Origin of the sequence: Actinomycetospora aurantiaca, from assembly GCF_037401875.1 — a bacterium.
Taxonomy (GTDB): domain Bacteria; phylum Actinomycetota; class Actinomycetes; order Mycobacteriales; family Pseudonocardiaceae; genus Actinomycetospora; species Actinomycetospora aurantiaca.
This window is the reverse complement of the sequence record NZ_JBBEGN010000016.1, coordinates 73985-89441: the sequence shown is the minus strand read 5'-3', so window position 1 is coordinate 89441 and position 15457 is coordinate 73985. Positions and strand designations below refer to the sequence as shown.

Genomic DNA, 15457 nt, shown 5'->3' with positions numbered 1-15457 from the left:
TGACTGAAACAGTCGTTTCAGTCAGGAGGGTGTGTGGTCATGGGTGACGTCGCGCTCCGGGCGGCCGACCGGCCGGGGGATCTGGGCCGGGTGGTGATGGCGCACGGGGAGCTCTACGCCCGCGAGTACGGCTGGTCGGTGGAGGGGGTGACGGCGCGGGGGCTCGGCGTGGGGCGCGCGCTCGTGCGCCGCTGCGTGGACCACGCGCGCGCCGCCGGGTACGCCCGGCTGGTGCTCTGGACCAACGCCCCGTTGGCCGCCGCCCGCGCGATCTACCTGGCCGAGGGGTTCACGCTCGTCGGGCAGGCCGAGCACGACGAGTTCGGCGTGGTCGTGCTCGGCCAGGACTACGAGCTCGCGCTCACGGCGTGAGCTGCAGCGGCACCTGACGCGGCGGCGCGGTGGACACCGGCACGTCGCCGTGGGCGGCGAGGTAGGTGCCGATGTCGTGGAACAGCGGGGCGGCGGAGTCGCCCCCGGGCGGCGCGTCCAGCATCAGCGCGACGACGTAGCGCGGGTCCTGCGCCGGGAACATGCCGGCGAAGGTGATCCAGTACGTCGAGCGCGCGTAGCAGCCGCAGGACGGGTCGACCTGCTGGGCGGTGCCGGTCTTGCCCGCCACCGGGTAGCCGTCCATGGCCGCCTGGGCGCCGGTGCCCGCGTTCGGGCCCCTCCCGGATTGCGTCACCGACTGCAGCATCTGGCGCATCGTCTGCGCGGTCTGCGGCGACATCGCGCGGACGGCGTCCGGGGCCGCGGTGGGCGTGCGCACGCCGTCCGGCCCGACGGTCGCGGAGATCACCCGCGGCGGGACGCGGACGCCGTCGTTCGCGATGGCCTGGTACATGCTCGCCATCTGCAACGTCGTCATGGACAGCCCCTGGCCGATCGGCAGGTTGCCGAACGTCGAGCCGGACCAGTCCTCGCGCGGCGGGACGCTGCCGCCGCTCTCCCCCGGCAGTTCGACGCCGGTCCGGCTGCCGATGCCGAGCTTCCCGAGCATGTCCGCGAACCGGTCCGGCCCGACCCGCTGCGCGGTCATCAGCGTCCCGACGTTCGAGGACTTGCCCAGGATCCCGTTCATCGTCATCGGGACCGGGCCGTGCGACCAGGCGTCGTTGACGGTCACGTCGGCGACCTTGATGTTGCCCGGGACCGTCAGGACGTCCTCGGGGCGGATCAGGCCGGCCTCGAGTGCGGCCGAGAAGGTGACCGCCTTGTTCACCGAGCCGGGCTCGAACGGCGTCGTGACCGCGGGGTCGCCGGCCGCCGGGCCGCCGCCGGCGCCGGCGTTCGCGAGGGACAGGACCTGCCCGGTGCGCGCGTCCAGCACGACCGCACTGCCGTCCTTGGCGCCGGTGCGCGCGACGTAGGCGGAGAGCTTCTGCTGCACGGTGTACTGCAGGTCGGAGTCCAGGGTGAGGACGATGTCGCTGCCGGCCTGCGCGGGCTGCTCGGCGCGGGTCGAGCCGGGGATGACGGCGTCGCTGCCCTCGGCGGTGTCCACGACCCGGAACCCGTCGCGGCCCGCGAGGGTCGTGTCCTCGGCGCTCTCCAGCCCGACGTTGCCGTTGATGCGGCTCTTGTCCATCGACCAGGACGCGCTGCCGACCACGGACCCGCCGACGTCGCCCGCGGGGTACTGCCGCGACTCGCGGTCCTCCTGGGCGATCTCCGGGAACTGCTCGCGGATCGTGCGGGCCGCGGTCGGGTCGACCAGCGGGGCCAGCACGACGTAGCTGCGGTCGCTCATCAATGCCGCGTAGAACGGCGCCGGGTCGGCGTGCAGGATCGCGCCCATCCCCTGCGCGATCTGGGCCTTGCGCTGCTCCGGGGTCGGCGCACCCGGGGTCGAGCGGATCTCGGGCTTCGACCAGTCCGCGGCGATGCGGCGCGGGTTCGCGACGAGCGCCTTGGCCTCGACCGAGAAGGCGAGCGGGGTGCCGTTGCGGTCGAGGATGGCGCCGCGCTCGGCCGGGACGACGAGGCGCGTCATCCGCTGCTTGGCGGCGTCGGCGGCGAGGTCGCCCGCGCTGATCGCCTGGACCTCGACGAGCTTGACCGCCGCGATCACCAGGACCACGACGAGCAGCAGCCGGCCGATCCGCAGCCGGCGGCGGGGGTCCGGGGGCTTCGGGGCACGCGGGCGGCGCGGCGGCCCGGGCGGGGGCTGCGGGCGGCGCGGGGGCGGCGACCGGTCGTCACGGCCGCGGAACGGCGGGACGCGGGACGGCGGCCGGGTCAGCGTGGCCGGCGGGCGGGGCATCAGCGCGCGCCCGTCGGCGTGGCAGCGGCACCGGCGGCGGCACCCGCGCCGGCCGGGGCGGGCGCGGGGCTGCCGCCGGACGCGGCCTGGACCCCGCTGGCCGGGTCGGCGGCGAGACGCTCCGGGTCGGGGGTGCCCGGCGTGCGGGCGTCCGGGTTCGACGGGGCGGCCGGTGCTGGAGACGGGGCGGCCGGCGGCGTGCTCGGGGCGGGCGCCGGGGGCGGCGTCGCGGCGCGCGCCTTCTCCGGGCGTCCCACGACCTGGCTGGTGCCGTCCGGGTGCACGAGGATCACCGCGGGGACGCCGGCCGGCACCATGCCGATGCGCCCGGCGGACGCCGCCAGGGCGGGAGCGGCCTGCATCGCGGCGACGTCGCGGTGGAGCCGCTCGACCTCCTCGGAGCGGTCACGGGTGGCCTGCCGGGCGTCCTCGAGGCGGTAGGAGTCCGCGGCGGCGGCCGTGGAGAGCCACAGGGTGGCGACCAGGCCCGACGTCAGCAGCACCATGATCAGCAGGACGAACGGGGCGGTGCCGCCGGTCGCCTCCGGGGCCGCGGCCGTCGTCGTCCGGGCCCGCGTGGCGCCGGGGGCCGGGGCACGCCGCGAGGTCGCCCGCGCCCGGGCACCCGCCTTCGTCGTGCGGGTGTCCGACCCCGTCTTCCCCGTCGTCCCGGCCGTCTTCCCTGCCGTCGCCGTGCCCCGCGCCGGGGTCGCGGTGCGGTGGGTGAGGGTGCTGGTCATGCCGCCTCCCGGACGCGTTCCGCGGCGCGCAGCCGCACCGAGGCCGCCCGCGGGTTCGCGGCGACCTCCGACTCGTCGGCCTTCTCCGCGCCGCGGGTGAGCAGCGCGAGCTCGGGTTGGTCCTGCTCGCGCAGCACCGGCATGTCCGGCGGCGCGGTCGGGCGGGACCGTTCGCCGAGGACCCGCTTGACGATGCGGTCCTCCAGGGACTGGTAGCTCATGACGACCACGCGGCCGTGCAGCGCGAGCGCGTCCACGGCGGCCGGGACCGCGGCGGCGATGGCGTCGAGCTCGCCGTTGACCTCGATGCGCAGGGCCTGGAAGGTCCGCTTGGCCGGGTGGCCCCCGGTGCGCCGGCTGGCCGCCGGGATGGCCTGCTCGAGGAGGGCGACGAGCTCCGCGCTGGTCCGCAGCGGAGCCCGTCGCCGGGCACGGACGACGGCCTCGACGATGCGCCGGGCCGCACGTTCCTCCCCGTGGTCGCGGAGCACGCGCACCAGCTCGCCGGGCGCGTAGGTGTTCAGGACGTCCGCCGCGCTCGGCCCCGTCGTCGGGTCCATGCGCATGTCCAGCGGCGCGTCGCGGGAGTAGGAGAAGCCGCGCTCGTCCTCGTCGAGCTGCAGCGAGGAGACGCCGAGGTCGAACAGCACGCCGTGGACCGGGCCGAGCCCGAGCCGGTCGAGCACCTCGGCGATCTCGTCGAAGACGGCGTGCACGAGGTGGGTGCGGTCGGCGAACGGGCTCAGGCGCTCCCCCGCCAGGCGCAGCGCCTCGGGGTCGCGGTCGAGCCCGACGAGGGTCAGCCCGGCGTGCCGGCTCAGCAGCGCCTCGGCGTGCCCTCCGAGCCCGAGCGTGCCGTCGACGACGACCGCGCCGGGCGCGTCGAGTGCGGGCGCGAGCAGATCGAGGCAGCGCTCGAGCAGCACCGGCACGTGACGCATGTGGGTGAACGGCGGGGCGTCGTCGCCCCCGGGCCCGAGTGGGTCCATCGTCCGCCTCCACCGTGTCCGCTCAGGCCTGGCTGGTGTGCTGGCCGGCGGACCGCCGGCCGGCGCCCGGTCGGGGCGGATGCCGTCACGTCCCGGCCCGCAGGGCGGGCGGACCTGGCACCGGGGAAGGTGTGCCAGGGCCGTCACCCTGCGGGTCGGGGCCTCACGGCACCCGACCCCGCTGTCCTGGGCGGGTCGTGCTCGGTGTGTGGGGTCAGAAGACCCCGGGGAGAACCTCCTGCTGGGCCTGCGCGTAGCTGTCCTCGTGGGCGTCCTGGTAGGTCTGCCAGGCCGTCGAGTCCCAGATCTCGAGACGGTTGACCGCCCCGATCACCGTGCAGTCGCGGTCGAGCCCGGCGTAGCGCCGCAGTTCGGCCGCGATGGGGATGCGGCCCTGGGAGTCCGGACGCTGCTCGTCGGTGCCGGCGAACAGGTAGCGCTGGTACGCGCGCACCCGCTCGTCGGTGAACGGCGCCTCGGCCACCTTGCGGGCCATCTGCTCGAACTCGTCACGGGGGAACACGTACAGGCAGTGGTCCTGCCCCTTCGTGATCATCAGCCCCCCTGCGAGCTCGTCGCGGAACTTGGCGGGCAGGGTGAGCCTGCCCTTCTCGTCCAACCGCGGGGTGTGGGTGCCGAGGAACACGGCCCCACCTCCCCGATGAGGCCCCTATCGCCCCACTGCGCACCACAATACCCCACGATCCACCACCTTCAACCTCCCCGGGGCAGCGTGTGCGCCTCGATCGGTGGAGTTCGCCCAGGTCAGTGCCGGTGGGGGCAGGTGGGGGACGTGTGGGGAACGAGCCCCGACCATCCCGGATCCACCTGGTCGGAGCAGGTCGTGACACGCCTGCCGGGCCGGTTCGGGGGTGGATCCGGCCTCGTGGGGGCGCCGGTGGGGCGGAGTGGGGGGCGCCGGTGGGGCGGAGTGGGGGGCGCCGGGGGGTGTCAGCGATGGCCCATCGCTGACGTCAGGTGTGCGAAGGGCGCCACTCACGCGAGAGGCGCCGCCACCGGCCGGTGCCGAGTGCGACATCAGGCAGGCCGTGGGGCCCCGGAACCTGCCGCACGTCGCACTCGGCACCACGTGGTGGGGCGACGTGGGGGCCCGGAGACACGAACGCGCCGCCGACCCGGGGGTCGACGGCGCGGGAAGTGCGGGCGGAGGCTGCTACTCCTGCTCGAAACGCTTGCGGAAGCGCTCCTCCATCTTCGTGGTGAAGCGGCTCTTCTCCTTGTCGCCGGCCGGGGCGGCCTTGGCGTCGCCCTCACCGGCCGCGGCCTCGCCCTTCTTGCCGCCGGTGGCGGTGATCGCGAGGACGGCGCCCGCGAACATCATGAGGAAGCCGATGACGCTGACGACCGGGAACCCTCCCGGGAACCACTGGAAGACCAGCCCCATCACGAGGGCGGCGACACCCACGACGAAGAGCGCGATGCCCTGGATGCGGCGGCGCCTCGACGGGCGTCGTAGCCGGCCACCACGGACGGTCGACGCGAACTTGGGATCCTCGGCATAGAGCGCGCGCTCGATCTGGTCGAGCAGACGCTGCTCGTGCTCGGAGAGCGGCATGGTTCTCCTCCGGCACCGGAACGAGAGCGAGGATCGGCCCCGGGGGGAAGGGACGATCGGCACATCAACGTGATGGCTGCCTTCATCGTACGAGCCCGGTGGCAGTCCGACTACCCGGACTGGATTTCTGCGCGGACGATCATTCTTTCGGCCGGTGAGAGGCCTGTCCCCGCGACGCCCCGCGATCACCGGACTGCGGTCCGTAGAGATCTTACGGTCCTCGCCACACGCCGGTCACACGCGGCGGGCGAGGACGTGGATGCGGGAGGCGAGGTCGCGCAGCGGCGGGGTGGTGGAGGCGAGTTCCTCGAGCGCCGCGACGTCGGCCGGCGTGCCCGCGTCGGCCATGGCCTCGGGGATGAGGTCCGCGAGCACCCGGTGACCCTGCACCCGCTCCAGGGTCAACGACTCCTCGGCGTCCACGAGCGCGGTGAGCTCGGCGGTGTCCAGGCGCCGCAGCAGCTGGTCGGCCGGCCCCCACCGCCCGGCGGGGTCGGACAGCATCCGGCGCGCGTCGCCGACCCGTCCGCTGACCACGCGCGCGAGCACGGCGGCGTAGCGCCCGGCGACCAGCAGCGAGAGCAGGCCGCCCGGCGCCGTCGCGGCGGCGAGCGAGCGCACGGCGGCAGCCGGGTCGTCGACGTACTCCAGCAGTCCGTGCCCCAGGACCAGGTCGGCGTGCAGCCCGTCGGTGACCGTCGCGAGCGCGTCGACGTCCGCCTGCAACGCGTGGACGGCGGCGGCGACCCCGGCGTCGCGGGCCCGGCTGCGGAGCACGGCGAGGGCGTTCGCGCTGGAGTCCACGACCGTGACCTCGCACCCCTGCTCCGCGAGGGGCACCGCCCAGGCGCCGCTGCCGCCCCCGACGTCGAGCACCCGCACCGCGCCGCCGTCGATCCCGCGGCGGGCGCGTGCGGCCGCCAGCTCGTCGCGCAGGCTCGCGGCCACCACGTCGACGACCGGTGGCGCGGGGGTTCGGGCCGGGCGAGCGGTCACGGCCACACCGTAGTGCTCACCCATCGGGGATCCGCGCCCGAGCCGGTAGGTTGCCCCCGTGTACGTGACCGGGGTGCTCAGCCTCAAGGGCGGGGTCGGCAAGACCACCGTCACCCTCGGGCTGGCCGGGGCCGCCGCGAAGCAGGGCCTGCGCACGCTGGTGGTCGACCTGGACCCGCAGGGCAACGCGACCACGGCCCTGGAGCCCGCGGAGAGCGAGACCACGGTCGCGGACGCCCTGGAGCACCCCTCCCCCGCGGTGCTGGCCACCTCGATCGCGCCGAGCGCCTGGGACGACACGATCGACGTGCTGGTGGGGTCCGAGGACATCGAGCGGCACAACCACCCCGACCCGGGGTCGCAGCGGCTCGGCCGGCTCTCCCGCCTCCTGGCCGCCCTCCCCCGCGGCACCGAGCCCGACGAGCCCACGACACGTCTCCGCGGGCAGGCTCCCGGCGCGAACCTGGCGCACTACGAACTGGTGCTCATCGACTGCCCGCCCTCCCTGGGCCAGCTGACCCGGTCGGCGCTGGTCGCCGTCGACCGCGCCGTCCTGGTCACCGAGCCGACGATCTTCGCCGTCTCCGGCGTGCAGCGCGCCTTCGAGGCGGTCCAGTCCGAGCGCGCCCACAACCCCCGGCTCCAGCCGCTCGGCGTCCTGATCAACCGGTACCGCGCCCGCTCGGCCGAGCACGAGTTCCGGGTGAACGAGCTCCGCGAGCTGTTCGGCCCGCTCGTGCTCTCGGGCGTCCTGCCCGACCGCACCGCGGTGCAGCAGGCCCAGGGCGCCGGGGTGCCGATCCAGCGGTGGGACACCCCGGGCGCCCGCGAGATCTCCCAGCAGTTCGACAACCTGCTCGGCCGCATCGTGCGGGCGGGCCACAGCAGCACCCGCGAACGCCGCGGGGGCTCGCGCCGCACCGGCTGACCCCTACAGCGGGCGGAGCCCGGCCACCGTCCTCGTGACCAGCGCCAGGAACAGGTCCGCCTGGCGCACCATGTCGTCCGCGTCGCGCTGGCCGACCAGCCGGGTGGCGCCCGCCTCGACGGCCGAGCGGGTCGACGAGTGCGCCGCGAAGAACGCCGCCCACTCCCCGTACTCCGGTGCGACCGAGGCCAGCAGCGTCCACGCGTCGGTGGGCCGGGACGTGCGGCGCGATCGGGCCCGCACCGCCAGCACGGCGGCCGCCGAGCGGAGCGCGGCGAGGTGCGCGAGCCGGAAGCGCTCGGCCGGCGTCGCCGCGCCCTGGGCCTCACGCAGCCCGTCCCGCGCGGCGCCGAGCAGGGAGACGACGGAGCGGGACGGCGGCGGGGCGGGCGGGCGGGGTGCCGCCGCGGTGCGTCGGCGCGCCTCGCCCCGCCGCCCCGCCACGGGTGCCCGCCCCGGGGCGGAGGCCCGGGAGGCGGGACGCGGAGCCGGGGCGGAGGCCGCCGCCCCGGTGTCGAACAGGTCGCCGGTGGTGCAGGTGGGGGTGCTCACGGTGGTCTCCTCGGCAGGGTCGGGTCAGGTCAGCCAGCGGAGGTCCCAGACCCCCGGGCCGGAGCGCATGCGCAGGACGAACTCGCCCGGCGGCAGGTGCGGCTCGTCGGAGCGCCGGGCGAGCACCCGCCAGCACCGGCACCGGTCGCCGCCGACGGGCATCGCCGACCGGAACGGCCACCGCGACTCCTCGATCCACCGCTCCTGGACCTCGGTGACCAGGTAGTGGCTGTCCCGACGGTTCGGTCGGCGGTGGAACTCGACGGGGTCCCCGTCGACGCACCGGACCTGGACCGGCGACGGGCTGCGAACCATGCGTCCTCCACGGGCGGCGCGCTCGATGCCGCCCGCACCTCGCGCGGGACGGCCTGTGCCTGCCACCGTGGGGAAGCCGGCGGCTCCGGCCCGGCCGGCGGGACGCTTCCCCACGCCCCGACCGACCGGCCCCGTCGAACACGTGTTCGACGTGTTCGAGTGAACCCTGCCCGCCGCCCCGCGTCAAGTCGTCCGGGAGTGAGCGTGATCCGCGCCGCCCGACGTGATGAGATGGCGCGATGGACGGGCAGGCAGCGACGCCGGGGCACGCGGCGCGCCGGGCCGACCGATGACGGCCGCGCCGGAGGACCCCCACCTCGTCGACCTCGCACCGGCCGAGCTCGGGCGTCGCCTCGACGAGGCCCTCGACCTGTACGTGCAGGCGATGGGCTACCCCGCGGGGACCGCACGCCAGCGCGCCCCGATGTGGCTGGAGCACTCGCGCCGCGTCGGGTGGCGCGCGGTCGCCGCGGTGGACGGCGAGGACGTGCTGCGCGGCATCGCCTACGGCTACCCGGGCGCACCCGGCCAGTGGTGGTACGAGGAGGTCCGGCGGGGCCTGCGCCGGGCCGCGCGCACCGGGCGGTCCGGCGGCGGGCTGTTCGGCGGCGGATGGAGCCGGCTGCTGGGCGAGTCCGGCGCGGACCCGGACGGGGCCGTCGAGCGGCCGGCCCCGGAGCTCGAGGGCGCGCCGCTCGACGGCGACCCCGAGGCCTACCTCGCCGACTACTTCGAGCTCACCGAGCTCCACGTGCGCACGGACGCCCAGGGCCACGGGCTCGGCGAGGCCCTGCTGCGCCGGCTGCTGGACCGCGCGGACGCCGGGCACGTCCTGCTCTCCACCCCGGAGGCCCCGTCGCCGACCCGGGCGTGGTCGCTGTACCGCCGCTGCGGCTTCCGCGACGTGCTGCGCCACCACCGCTTCTCCAGCGACCCGCGCCCGTTCGCCGTGCTGGGGCGCCCGTTGCCGCTCGACCCCGGGGAGCCGGTCCGCCGCTCGCCGTGATCGTCGGGGGTGCCTGGCACCATGTCCGCGTGCCCAGCCGCCGGAGACGCCCCCTCGTCCTGCTCGCCCTCGTGCTCGCGCTCGTGGGCCTGCTCGGCACGGGGTGCGTCCGGGTCCGCGCCGGGCTCGCGGTGTCCCCGGAGGACACGGTCTCGGGCACGATCGACGTCGGCACGCCGGACGGCACGCCGGGCGGCAACGGCCCGCCGCTCGAGGTGCCCTCGGACCTCGAGGGCGACGTCACGGTCACCCGGTACGAGCAGGACGGCTACATCGGCTCGCACCTCGCGTTCGAGGACCTGTCGTTCGACGACGTCTCGCGGCTGCTGCCCCAGATCAGCCCCACGACGTCGTCCGCGATCCGCCTGCAGCTGCGCCGCGCGGGCGACCGGGTGGTCCTGTCCGGGCAGGTCGACCTGACGCGGGTCACGCCGGAGAGCGCCGATGTGCAGCTCAAGATGGCCTTCCCCGGCACGGTCCGCCAGACCGACGGCACCGTCTCCGCGGGCGTCGTCAGCTGGACCTTCACCCCCGGCGAGGTCGGCGAGGTGAACGCGGTCGCGGAGTACCCCGACCCGGACGCGCCGTCGTGGGTCAGCTGGGCGCTGCTGCTCACCGCGGTGGTCCTGGTGGCGGCCGGCGTGGTGTTCGCCCTGGCCGCCGCGACGCGCCCACGGGTGGACCGCCGGGCGCGCCGCTGAGGGGGCTCAGGCGTCCGGGAACGACGCGACGCCCAGGCGCTGCACCACGTCCACGACCGCCGGGTGCCGGTTCATGCTGATGTAGTGGATGTTGCCGACGCCCTCGTCGTACATCCGCTGCGAGAGCTCGACGCACAGGTCGATCCCGGCGTCGCGGAAGGCCGCGGCGTCGTCGGCCAAGGGCTCGAGCCGCTCGGCCATCGCCGTCGGCAGGGCCGCCCCGGAGAAGTCGGCCCCGCGCTCCATCGCCTTCGGCGTGGTGATCGGCATGAGGCCGGGCATGATCGGGATCTCGCAGCCCGCGGCGGCGATCCGGTCGCGCATCCGCAGGAACTGGTCGGCGTCGTAGAACATCTGCGTGATCGCGAACTCCGCGCCCGCCTTGACCTTCTGCACGAAGAACCGCGTGTCCGTGTCCTCGTCACCCGACCGCGGGTGCAGGTAGGGGAAGGCCGCCACGCCGACGCAGAAGCTCCCGAGGCGCCGCACCATGTGCACGAGCTCCTCGGTGTACTGCAGCCCGGCCGGGTGCGGCACCCACTCGGCGTCCTTGTCGTTCGGGGGGTCGCCGCGGATGGCGAGGACGTTGGAGATGCCGGCCTCGGCGTAGGAGCCGATGACGTGGCGCAGGTCCTCCATCGAGGCGTCCACGGCGGTCAGGTGCGCCATCGCGGTGAGGGTGGTGTCGGTCGCGATGCGCCCGGTGGTGCGCACGGTCCGGTCGCGGCTGGAGCCGCCCGCGCCGTAGGTCACCGAGACGAATGCCGGGTCCAGTGGTTCGATGGACCGCACGGTGTTCCACAGCGTGCGCTCCGCCTCGTCGGTCTTCGGCGGGAAGAACTCCACCGAGAACGTCGGCGTCCCACGCTGGATTCGCTCCATGACAGTGGCCATCCGGTGACCATACGTGGCCGGGCAGCCCGTGTGGGGCTTTCGTGTGACGGTCGACGCGACCCCTTGCGCCCGTCGCGCCGGGTCCGGCCGAGTTCCCTACCCTGGCGTCCGCCGACGGCGATGGGAGATCGAATGACCGCAGGCCGGACGCTGCCCGCGCGTGGAGTCGGGCGCCCGGAGCGGCTCGAGGAGGTCGAGTCCGATCTCCCGGCGGCGGTCACCGAGGAACTCGGCCGCTTCCTCGCCGCCCGCCGCGAGACCTGCGCCGACCTGGCCCCGGAGTTCGTCGACGCGGTCGACGACCTCTCGGCGATGGCCCTCGGCGGCGGCAAGCGGCTGCGGCCGACCTTCGCCTGGTGGGGCTGGCGCGGCGCGAGCGGCGCCGACCGGGAGGACGGACCCTCCCCCGACGTCGTGCTGCGCACCGTCTCCGCCCTCGAGCTGGTGCAGGCCTGCGCGCTGGTGCACGACGACCTGATCGACGACTCGGACCTGCGTCGCGGCATCCCGACGGTGCACGCCCGCTGGTCCGCGCGGCACGCGGAGCGTGACTGGATCGGTTCCTCCGAGCGGCTCGGCGGGGCGATCGCGGTGCTCGTGGGCGACCTCGCCCTCGCGTGGTCGGACGACATGCTCCGCGGCGCCGGCCTCGACGCCCCGACCCTGTCCCGCGCCGCCGCGGTGTGGGACGCCATGCGCACCGAGATGCTCGCCGGGCAGTTCCTCGACGTCGTCGGGCACGCCACCGACCTCGCCACCCCCGAGGGCGTCCTGCGGATCAGCCGGTACAAGACCGCCGCCTACACCATCGAGCGGCCGCTGCACCTCGGCGCCGCGCTCGCCGGCGCCGACGACGACCTCGTGGCGGCCTACCGCCGCTTCGGCACCGACCTCGGCATCGCCTTCCAGCTGCGCGACGACCTGCTGGGCGTCTTCGGCGACCCCGCCGTCACCGGCAAGCCCGCCGGGGACGACCTGCGCGAGGGCAAGCGCACCCTGCTCGTGGCCCTCGCCCGCCGCCACCCCGACCGCGACGCCGCCGCGCCCGTCGAGCACGCCCTGGGTCGGGACGATCTGGGACCGGCCGACGTCGACGCCGCGCGGACCGCCCTGCGACGACTCGGGGTCGTCGACGAGGTGGAGGAACGCATCGACACCCTCACCACCTCCGCGCTCGCTGCGCTCACCACCGCGAAGATCGACCCCGCGGCCCGCGACCGGCTCACCACGCTCGCCGCCGCCGCGACCCGGAGGACGTTCTGATGGCCGGACCCGTCGTCGTCGTGGGGGCGGGCCTCGCCGGGCTGACCGCGGCGCTGCACCTGCGCGGCGCGGGCCGCGAGGTCGTCGTCGTCGAGCGCGAGGCCTTCCCCGGCGGCCGTGCGGGCCGGCTCGATCTTCCCGACGGCCGGTCCGGACACTTCCGGCTCGACACCGGCCCGACCGTCCTGACGATGCCGGACCTGCTCGAGGAGCCGCTCCGGGCCGTCGGGGAGAAGCTGGGCGACCGCCTCGACCTCGTCCGGCTCGACCCGGCCTACCACGCGCGGTTCGCCGACGGATCCGCCATCGACGTCCACACCGACGGCGACGCAATGGAGCAGGAGATCCGCGAGAAGATCTCCGCGGCGGAGGCGGCGGGCTACCGGCGGCTGCGCGCGTGGCTCACCGAGCTCTACGGCATCCAGATGGCGACGTTCATCGACGCCAACTTCGACTCGCCGCTCGACGTCGTCTCCCGCGACCTCGTCCGGCTGGGCCTGCTCGGCGGTTTCGGCCGCCTCGGGTCGCAGGTCGGGCGATTCGTGCACGACGAGCGCCTGCGCCGCATCTTCTCCTTCCAGGCGCTCTACGCCGGGGTCCCGCCGGCCCGGGCGCTGGCGGCCTACGCGGTCATCGCCTACATGGACACGGTCGCGGGCGTCTACTTCCCGCGGGGCGGGGTCCGCGCGCTGCCGCAGGCCTACGCGGACGCGGCCGCCGCCGCGGGGGTGGAGTTCCGCTACGGCCACGAGGTCACGGCGCTGGAACGGCACGGCGGGCGGGTCACCGCCGTCGAGACCACCGGCGGGACGCTCCGGGCCGACGCGGTCGTCCTGACCCCCGACCTCCCGGCCGTCCACGCGCTCGTCGGGCGGCGCCCGCGCCGCGCGGTCCCGCTGCGCTGGTCGCCGTCGGCGTTCGTCGTGCACCTCGGCCTGGACCGCGCGCAGCCCGATCTCGGGCACCACACGATCTCGTTCGGCGACGCCTGGGCGTCGACGTTCGACGAGATCATCACCCGCGGTCGGCTCATGAGCGACCCCTCGTTGCTGGTCACGCGCCCGACGACGACCGACCCGGAGCTCGCCCCGCCGGGCGCCGACTACGTCTCGGTCCTCGCGCCGTGCCCCAACCTCGAGACGGCCCCAGACCTCGACTGGGACCGCATCACCCCGCGCTACCGCGACGAGATCCTCGGGGTGCTCGCGGGCCGCGGCATCGACGTGACCGGGCACGTGGTGGCCGAGCACCGCATCTCCCCCGCCGACTGGGCCCGCATGGGCATGGCCGCGGGCACCCCGTTCTCGGCCGCGCACACGTTCGGCCAGACCGGACCCTTCCGGTCCGGCAACCGCGTCCGCGGCCTCGACAACGCCTACCTCGCTGGGTGCGGCACCACGCCCGGCGTCGGGGTCCCGACGGTGGTCGTCTCGGGCAAGCTCGCCGCCGCCCGGATCGGGGGCATGCCTTCATGACGGCGGGTGTGGCCACCCCGCCGCGCGGCGCCGCGGCGGAGCTGGACGCCGCCGGCATCACCTCGCCGGACCTCCGGGAGGCGTACGCCCGCTGCCGGGCCCTCAACGCCGAGCACGGCCGCACCTACTTCCTGGCGACCCGCCTGCTGACGCCCGCCCAGCGCCCCGCGATCCACGCGCTCTACGGCTTCGCGCGCATGGCCGACGACGTGGTGGACGCGCCGGGCGCAGCGACGGTCGCGGAGGTCGTCGCCCGGATCGAGGAGATCCGCGCCCGGATGCGGGTGGCGCTGTCGGGCAGCTCGGGCGAGCGCGGCGACGGGGGCTGGATCAGTGACGTCCTGGCCGAGGAGCCGGTGGTCGCCGCCCTCGCGCACACCGTCGACCGCTACGGCATCGACCACCGCCACCTCGAGGACTTCATGGACTCGATGGCGATGGACCTGACCGTCACCGACTACCCGACGTTCGACGACCTCGCCGTCTACGTCCACGGGTCGGCGGCGGTGATCGGGCTGCAGGTGCTGCCCGTGCTGGGCACCGTGGTCCCCCGGGAGGAGGCCGCGCCGGCCGCCGCGGCGCTCGGCGTCGCCTTCCAGGTGACGAACTTCCTGCGCGACGTCGGCGAGGACCTCGACCGCGGGCGCGTCTACCTCCCCGCCGACGAGCTCGCGGCGTTCGGGGTGGACCGGGAGCTGCTCGCCTGGTGCCGGGAGCGGGAGCGCACCGATGCGCGGGTGCGGCGCGCGATCGCCCACCTCGTCGCCCGCACCCGGGCGATCTACCGCCGGGCGGACGACGGCATCGCCCTGCTCGACCCCGTCTCGCGCCCCTGTGTCCGGACGGCGTTCGTGCTGTACCGCGGCATCCTCGACGAGATCGTGGCGGCGGACTACGACGTGCTCAGGCACCGGGTCGTCGTCGGGAAGGCCCGGCGCGCCGCGGTCGCCGGTCCCGGCCTGGTCCGCGCGGTCGCGGCCCGCCACCGGCCGTGGCGACGACGCCCGGCCGCCTAGGCTGCGGCGGGTGCCCGACGAGCTCGTCCTCGCCTTCGACGCGGACTGCGCGCGGTGCCGGGCGGTCGCGACGCGGGTGAGCGCCCGGGAACCGGCGCTGGAGGTCCTGCCGCTGCGCGACTACCGCGTGCGGGCCTGGCGGGCGGAGGCCTACGGCGCGGACCCGCCGCACGCCCCGACGCTGCTCGCGGTGACGGTCGGCGCCGACGGCGTCGACCGCGTGCGGGCCTGGCACGGACCCGCCGTCGCGATCGGCCTCGTCCGCACCCTGGGGCCGTGGCGGGCCGCGGCCCTCGCCCCCGTCGTCGGGACGGTCCTCAAAAGGCCATCGCCTGCGCGCGGCGCTTGACCTCGCCGCCGCGGTCCGAGCGCAGGGCCTCGATGGGCGCGCCGGGCAGCGTCGGGTCCTCCAGGAACAGCCAGCGGAGGATCTCCTCGTCGGTGTAGCCGCCGTCGCGCAGCACCGTGATCAGCCCGGGCAGGCCCTTGACCACGCCGCTCTCGACCAGGAAGGCCGCCGGGACGATCCACTTGTCGCCCTCGCGGACCCCGAGGAGCTGGCCCTGCTTGATCATCTGGCTGACACGGGTGCGGGGCACGCCGAGCCGCTCGCCGGCCTCGGCGAGGGTCAGGGCGTCGATCTCGCGACCCACGAGAGCGGTCAGTGCGGCGGTCATCGGCGCCCACTGTGCCAGAGGACACGCCCGGGGGACATCGGTTCGCGCCGGGTCGCGTCCGCG

At 75.6% G+C, this 15457-nt stretch carries 18 protein-coding genes; 8 read left to right on the top strand and 10 right to left on the bottom strand.

Annotation, left to right across the window (positions count from 1 at the left end):
• Positions 1 to 39 precede the first annotated feature (39 nt).
• The gene (locus WCD74_RS24040) at positions 40 to 372 is read left to right on the top strand and encodes a GNAT family N-acetyltransferase (RefSeq protein WP_337697424.1); all 333 of its coding nucleotides are present in this window, start codon (positions 40 to 42) and stop codon (positions 370 to 372) included.
• Here the strand turns inward: WCD74_RS24040 and WCD74_RS24035 are convergent.
• From WCD74_RS24035 to WCD74_RS24010, 6 genes are all read right to left on the bottom strand, one after another.
• Positions 362 to 2266, bottom strand: coding sequence for a peptidoglycan D,D-transpeptidase FtsI family protein (locus WCD74_RS24035; RefSeq protein ID WP_337697423.1), 1905 nt, complete (start codon positions 2264 to 2266; stop codon positions 362 to 364). The genes WCD74_RS24040 and WCD74_RS24035 overlap by 11 nt on opposite strands.
• Positions 2266 to 3006, bottom strand: a complete 741-nt coding sequence (gene ftsL / locus WCD74_RS24030) for a cell division protein FtsL (RefSeq protein WP_337697422.1) — start codon at positions 3004 to 3006, stop codon at positions 2266 to 2268. The genes WCD74_RS24035 and ftsL overlap by 1 nt, the downstream gene beginning before the upstream one ends.
• Positions 3003 to 3995, bottom strand: coding sequence for a 16S rRNA (cytosine(1402)-N(4))-methyltransferase RsmH (gene rsmH, locus WCD74_RS24025; RefSeq protein WP_337697421.1), 993 nt, complete (start codon positions 3993 to 3995; stop codon positions 3003 to 3005). The genes ftsL and rsmH overlap by 4 nt, the downstream gene beginning before the upstream one ends.
• A gap of 214 nt (positions 3996 to 4209) precedes the next feature.
• Entirely contained in the window at positions 4210 to 4641 is a 432-nt protein-coding gene (gene mraZ / locus WCD74_RS24020; RefSeq protein WP_337697420.1) for a division/cell wall cluster transcriptional repressor MraZ, read from the bottom strand.
• A 528-nt stretch (positions 4642 to 5169) separates the two neighbouring features.
• The gene (locus WCD74_RS24015; RefSeq protein ID WP_337697419.1) at positions 5170 to 5571 is read right to left on the bottom strand and encodes an SCO2097 family morphological protein; all 402 of its coding nucleotides are present in this window, start codon (positions 5569 to 5571) and stop codon (positions 5170 to 5172) included.
• 234 nt (positions 5572 to 5805) lie between these two features.
• Positions 5806 to 6567: a methyltransferase domain-containing protein gene (locus tag WCD74_RS24010; RefSeq protein WP_337697418.1), complete on the bottom strand. Its 762-nt coding sequence runs from the start codon at positions 6565 to 6567 to the stop codon at positions 5806 to 5808.
• A gap of 58 nt (positions 6568 to 6625) precedes the next feature.
• Here WCD74_RS24010 and WCD74_RS24005 point away from each other — a divergent pair, with 58 nt between their 5' ends.
• Positions 6626 to 7495 carry a ParA family protein gene (locus tag WCD74_RS24005; RefSeq protein ID WP_337697417.1) on the top strand — a complete coding sequence of 290 codons (870 nt, stop codon included), beginning with the start codon at positions 6626 to 6628 and terminating at the stop codon, positions 7493 to 7495.
• A gap of 3 nt (positions 7496 to 7498) precedes the next feature.
• Here WCD74_RS24005 and WCD74_RS24000 read toward each other — a convergent pair whose 3' ends face one another.
• Both WCD74_RS24000 and WCD74_RS23995 read right to left on the bottom strand, forming a co-directional pair.
• Positions 7499 to 8047 (bottom strand): SAV_6107 family HEPN domain-containing protein, encoded by a 549-nt coding sequence (locus WCD74_RS24000; protein WP_337697416.1) that lies wholly within the window; start codon positions 8045 to 8047, stop codon positions 7499 to 7501.
• A 24-nt stretch (positions 8048 to 8071) separates the two neighbouring features.
• Positions 8072 to 8362: a hypothetical protein gene (locus tag WCD74_RS23995; RefSeq protein WP_337697415.1), complete on the bottom strand. Its 291-nt coding sequence runs from the start codon at positions 8360 to 8362 to the stop codon at positions 8072 to 8074.
• Positions 8363 to 8651: 289 nt separating this feature from the next.
• On the opposite strand from WCD74_RS23995, the gene WCD74_RS23990 reads away from it, so the two are divergent.
• Complete coding sequence (locus WCD74_RS23990) at positions 8652 to 9368, top strand: GNAT family N-acetyltransferase (protein WP_337697414.1); 717 nt, start codon at positions 8652 to 8654, stop codon at positions 9366 to 9368.
• A 29-nt stretch (positions 9369 to 9397) separates the two neighbouring features.
• A complete protein-coding gene (locus WCD74_RS23985) occupies positions 9398 to 10069 on the top strand; it encodes an LppM family (lipo)protein (RefSeq protein ID WP_337697413.1) in 672 nt (223 codons plus the stop codon).
• 6 nt (positions 10070 to 10075) lie between these two features.
• On the opposite strand, the gene metF is transcribed toward WCD74_RS23985, so the two are convergent.
• Positions 10076 to 10963, bottom strand: a complete 888-nt coding sequence (gene metF / locus WCD74_RS23980; RefSeq protein WP_337697412.1) for a methylenetetrahydrofolate reductase [NAD(P)H] — start codon at positions 10961 to 10963, stop codon at positions 10076 to 10078.
• Between the two features lie 132 nt (positions 10964 to 11095).
• Between metF and WCD74_RS23975 the strand changes: the two genes are divergently transcribed.
• The 4 genes from WCD74_RS23975 to WCD74_RS23960 are packed head-to-tail and all read left to right on the top strand — an operon-like array spanning position 11096 to position 15066.
• Positions 11096 to 12226 (top strand): polyprenyl synthetase family protein, encoded by a 1131-nt coding sequence (locus WCD74_RS23975; protein ID WP_337697411.1) that lies wholly within the window; start codon positions 11096 to 11098, stop codon positions 12224 to 12226.
• On the top strand, positions 12226 to 13701 hold the full coding sequence (gene crtI / locus WCD74_RS23970; protein WP_337697410.1) for a phytoene desaturase family protein: 1476 nt from the start codon (positions 12226 to 12228) through the stop codon (positions 13699 to 13701). The genes WCD74_RS23975 and crtI overlap by 1 nt, the downstream gene beginning before the upstream one ends.
• The gene (locus WCD74_RS23965; protein ID WP_337697409.1) at positions 13698 to 14717 is read left to right on the top strand and encodes a phytoene/squalene synthase family protein; all 1020 of its coding nucleotides are present in this window, start codon (positions 13698 to 13700) and stop codon (positions 14715 to 14717) included. Before crtI ends, WCD74_RS23965 begins: the two co-directional genes overlap by 4 nt.
• Positions 14718 to 14727: 10 nt before the next feature.
• A complete protein-coding gene (locus WCD74_RS23960) occupies positions 14728 to 15066 on the top strand; it encodes a hypothetical protein (protein ID WP_337697408.1) in 339 nt (112 codons plus the stop codon).
• Here the strand turns inward: WCD74_RS23960 and WCD74_RS23955 are convergent.
• Positions 15035 to 15394, bottom strand: coding sequence for an Rv2175c family DNA-binding protein (locus WCD74_RS23955; RefSeq protein WP_337697407.1), 360 nt, complete (start codon positions 15392 to 15394; stop codon positions 15035 to 15037). The genes WCD74_RS23960 and WCD74_RS23955 overlap by 32 nt on opposite strands.
• Positions 15395 to 15457 lie beyond the last annotated feature (63 nt).

Coding starts and splice junctions, on each gene's coding strand:
- WCD74_RS24040 (WP_337697424.1), top strand. CDS start 40: ATGGGTGACGTCGCGCTCCGGGCGGCCGACCGGCCGGGGGATCTGGGC.
- WCD74_RS24035 (WP_337697423.1), bottom strand. CDS start 2,266: ATGCCCCGCCCGCCGGCCACGCTGACCCGGCCGCCGTCCCGCGTCCCG.
- ftsL (WP_337697422.1), bottom strand. CDS start 3,006: ATGACCAGCACCCTCACCCACCGCACCGCGACCCCGGCGCGGGGCACG.
- rsmH (WP_337697421.1), bottom strand. CDS start 3,995: ATGGACCCACTCGGGCCCGGGGGCGACGACGCCCCGCCGTTCACCCAC.
- WCD74_RS24015 (WP_337697419.1), bottom strand. CDS start 5,571: ATGCCGCTCTCCGAGCACGAGCAGCGTCTGCTCGACCAGATCGAGCGC.
- WCD74_RS23995 (WP_337697415.1), bottom strand. CDS start 8,362: ATGGTTCGCAGCCCGTCGCCGGTCCAGGTCCGGTGCGTCGACGGGGAC.
- WCD74_RS23990 (WP_337697414.1), top strand. CDS start 8,652: ATGACGGCCGCGCCGGAGGACCCCCACCTCGTCGACCTCGCACCGGCC.
- metF (WP_337697412.1), bottom strand. CDS start 10,963: ATGGCCACTGTCATGGAGCGAATCCAGCGTGGGACGCCGACGTTCTCG.
- WCD74_RS23975 (WP_337697411.1), top strand. CDS start 11,096: ATGACCGCAGGCCGGACGCTGCCCGCGCGTGGAGTCGGGCGCCCGGAG.
- crtI (WP_337697410.1), top strand. CDS start 12,226: ATGGCCGGACCCGTCGTCGTCGTGGGGGCGGGCCTCGCCGGGCTGACC.
- WCD74_RS23965 (WP_337697409.1), top strand. CDS start 13,698: ATGACGGCGGGTGTGGCCACCCCGCCGCGCGGCGCCGCGGCGGAGCTG.
- WCD74_RS23955 (WP_337697407.1), bottom strand. CDS start 15,394: ATGACCGCCGCACTGACCGCTCTCGTGGGTCGCGAGATCGACGCCCTG.